3 protein-coding genes and 1 pseudogene are annotated in these 3261 nt (G+C 49.3%); all 4 read left to right on the top strand.

Features of this window, described 5'->3' with window-relative positions; all coding sequences use genetic code 11:
* Positions 1-125 precede the first annotated feature (125 nt).
* The 4 genes and pseudogenes from GXO76_02565 to GXO76_02550 all read left to right on the top strand — a co-directional run bounded on the left by GXO76_02565 (position 126) and on the right by GXO76_02550 (position 3246).
* Positions 126-779 (top strand): annotated as a pseudogene (locus GXO76_02565) (CDP-alcohol phosphatidyltransferase family protein).
* A 123-nt stretch (positions 780-902) separates the two neighbouring features.
* Positions 903-1562: an HAD-IB family hydrolase gene (locus GXO76_02560; GenBank protein NOY76734.1), complete on the top strand. Its 660-nt coding sequence runs from the start codon at positions 903-905 to the stop codon at positions 1560-1562.
* A gap of 6 nt (positions 1563-1568) precedes the next feature.
* On the top strand, positions 1569-2399 hold the full coding sequence (locus tag GXO76_02555) for an alpha/beta hydrolase (GenBank protein NOY76733.1): 831 nt from the start codon (positions 1569-1571) through the stop codon (positions 2397-2399).
* Positions 2400-2424: 25 nt separating this feature from the next.
* The gene (locus GXO76_02550) at positions 2425-3246 is read left to right on the top strand and encodes a glycosyltransferase (GenBank protein ID NOY76732.1); all 822 of its coding nucleotides are present in this window, start codon (positions 2425-2427) and stop codon (positions 3244-3246) included.
* The last annotated feature ends 15 nt before the right edge of the window (positions 3247-3261 follow it).

Below are 3261 nucleotides of genomic sequence, written 5' to 3'. Positions count from 1 at the left end.
ATCTCAGGGAGGGGGCCGGGAGGAGGGTTAGAATGGAATGCTTTCCGTATTTTAAGAAAATAAATCCACAAAAAAGCCAGTAGAACCAAAAAAACAAACGTTTTTAAACGAAAGAAAATTCGTCGATGACGGCAAATGCAATTACTATTGGGCGCGTGCTTCTGGCATTTTTGACCATCGCCTTTTATCAGATGAATTTTTATTTTGCCACCGCCGCCTTTTTTCTCACGATGGGGGTGATTTACCTGGATGCCCTGGATGGTGTGGTGGCCCGGAAACTAAATCTGGCATCCGACTTTGGTGCCCTTCTGGATATTGCCGGTGATCGGATCGTAGAGAATATCTACTGGATTTATTTTTCAGCGATCGGGATGATCACCTTTTGGGTGCCTATGATTGTAATCGCGCGCAGTTTTATGGTGGATACGGTACGAAGTGTGGCCTTTGCGGAAGGGAAAACACCCTTTGGTGAAAAAACGATGATGAAAACACCCTGGGCGAAGGCACTGACCAGCTCGCGGTGGAGCCGTGCCATTTACGGTGTTTCAAAGGTTATTGTTTTTTGCTATTTGGGAGCACTTTTGGCGCTTCGGAAGGGAATGGCAGAGGGACTGTTTTCGCTTCCTCATCGATTGGATGCTTTATTCGGAGCGGTTGGCCAATTTATTGTCTACGTCGTGGTGGTGATGTGCGTGATTCGGGGAATTCCGGTTTTGTGGGATGGCCGGGAATATTTGTTGTCAAAACGCTACCCGAAAGACTTTGAAGCGGACGAATAACTCTTTGCGGGGAAGAATTACTAATGGGGAGATTGCGTTCCTTTTTGAGCGGGTTTTTTTATCATAAAAAATCGGTTGGAAATTCGTAAATTACATCCGAAACGATCCCAAAAGCGGACCTTTATGGCGAAACTTCAGATGGCTGTGTTTGATGTGGACGGGACACTCATCCCTCACACATCGCTTGAAATTCTTTTTTCCAGATGGCTGTTTCGGAAAAAACAAATGGGTTTTCGGCAGATTCAGGCCTTTTTGATTCATGTATTTTATGGACTGCGCGAGGATACAACGGAGGCTTTTCGGCGCAACAAATTTTATTTGCGCGGCCTTTCCTTAAAGAAACTACAGGCCTCATCAAACATTTTTTTTGAAGAGGAAATCAGGCCGCGGCTGCTTCAGAACCTTGTGGATCGAATGGAAGTGTTTCATTCGGAAGGGAAACAGAATATTCTGCTTTCCGGATCGCTTCACTTTTTGCTGGAAAACCTGCAGTCCCACCTACCGGTGGACACGGTTATTGGTGCCCATCTCGAAGAGCAAAACGGGATTTTGACGGGGCGGATTGAGGGAATTCATCCCTACGGGAAAGACAAGGTTCGGGCGCTGCAGGATGTTTTTGATTTTCACCAGATTGATTTTTCTAATTCCTGGGCTTTTGGCGATCGCTGGTCCGATCGCTATTTACTGCGTTTGTTCGGGCATTGCGGCGTTGTCAACCCGGGCATTCGCCTGGGCGAATGGGCACGGGCGCATCATTGTGAAATCATTCAAACAGCGAGGTGAACACCTATGAGAGAAGACGATGGCTTTTATGAAACGTCTGCGGGAGAAAAACGTCACTTTCACATGTTCAGGGCGGATTCTGAAAAAGCACAAATTCTGCTGATTCACGGACTCGGAGAACACGTGCTTCGGTACGGGGATGTAGCGGAGGGTTTGACCTCCGGAGGGTTTAGCCTGTTGGGATTTGATCTGCCCGGGCACGGCCAGTCTGCCGGGAAGCGCGGGCATATCCTCCGTTTCGGAGATTTTATTTCGGAGGTGAAGGACTTCCGTCAGTTTCTGGAAACACGAGACCTGCACCCGGTTTTTGTGATGGGGCACAGTCTCGGCGGCCTTATCGCATTCCATTACGGGCTGACCCACCCGCCGGGATTCAAAGGATTTGTGCTGTCATCGCCGGGGCTCAAGGTCCGTATGAAGGTTCCGGCCTGGAAAATTGTTCTGGGCAAAGTGTTTTCCAGCCTGTTTCCTGCATTCACGCAAGACAGCGAACTGCCGCCGGAATCCATTTCCACACAGCCTGAAGAGGTAGAAAAATATCGAAACGATCCTCTGGTGCACAGCAAGATTACGGCACGATTTTATGTGGAAATGACCCGGGCCATGGAAGAGGTTTTCCGGAAAGCCGGGGAATTCACCTTTCCGGTACTCATTATTCAGGGTGAAGAAGATCCCCTGGTTGATCCGGAAGGGGCAAAAATGCTGTTTAAGACGATTGGTTCTTCTGACAAAGACCTTCGGCTGTACCCGGGATCGTACCATGAGGTGTTTCACGATCGGGCCAGAGAACAGGCCTTTCGTGATGTCTCCGGGTGGCTGGAAAAACATTTGGGTTGATGGATGTAAACGATGAAACATACCGATGCCAGAAGTCTCAGTCATTATTCCGACATTTAATCGCGCGGCCTGGATTGCAAATGCCGTGGATTCGGTACTGAAGCAAACCTTTCGCGATTTTGAACTCCTTGTTGTGGATGATGGGTCTACCGACGATACGCTGGAAATCCTGGAGCGGTTTGGCAGTTCGATCACATTTGTAGCTCAGCCCAACCGGGGCGTAAGCTCTGCCCGCAACACCGGAATCGGTTTGGCCAGTGGAAAGTACCTGTGTTTCTTGGATTCGGATGACCTCTGGAAACCGCGAAAGCTGGAAATCCAATTGGCGGCGATGAGTCACTATTCGGAATACAAGATCAGTTACACGGATGAAATCTGGATTCGAAACGGACGCTGGGCGAATCCCAAAAAGCGCCACCAAAAGTATTCCGGATGGATTTTCCCGCATTTGCTGCCGCTGTGCCTGATCAGTCCGTCATCGGTAATGATCGAGCGTTCTGTTTTTGACGAGGTGGGTCTTTTTGACGAATCGCTGCCCGCAGGCGAGGATTACGATCTCTGGCTGCGGATTGGCAGCCGTTACCCCATTTTGTTTATTCCGGAGAAAGTGATTGTCAAACACGGCGGCCACCCGGATCAGCTTTCTCAAAAATATTGGGGGTTGGATCGGTTTCGGGTACGGTCGATTCTAAAGGTGCTGGAAAGCGGAAAGTTGAGTTCCGAAAATGAACGGGCCGCCCGGGAAATGCTGGTAAAAAAATGCCGGATTCTGGCAAATGGCAGCGCAAAGCGGGGTAAATTGGAAGATGCCGGCTATTACCAAAAATTGGCGGAAACCTGGGAATGAGCGCTGGTTTCCTCG

The sequence above is a fragment of the Calditrichota bacterium genome (genome assembly GCA_013151735.1).
GTDB lineage: Bacteria > Zhuqueibacterota > JdFR-76 > JdFR-76 > BMS3Abin05 > BMS3Abin05.
This window is presented reverse-complemented; position numbering and strand designations above follow the sequence as displayed.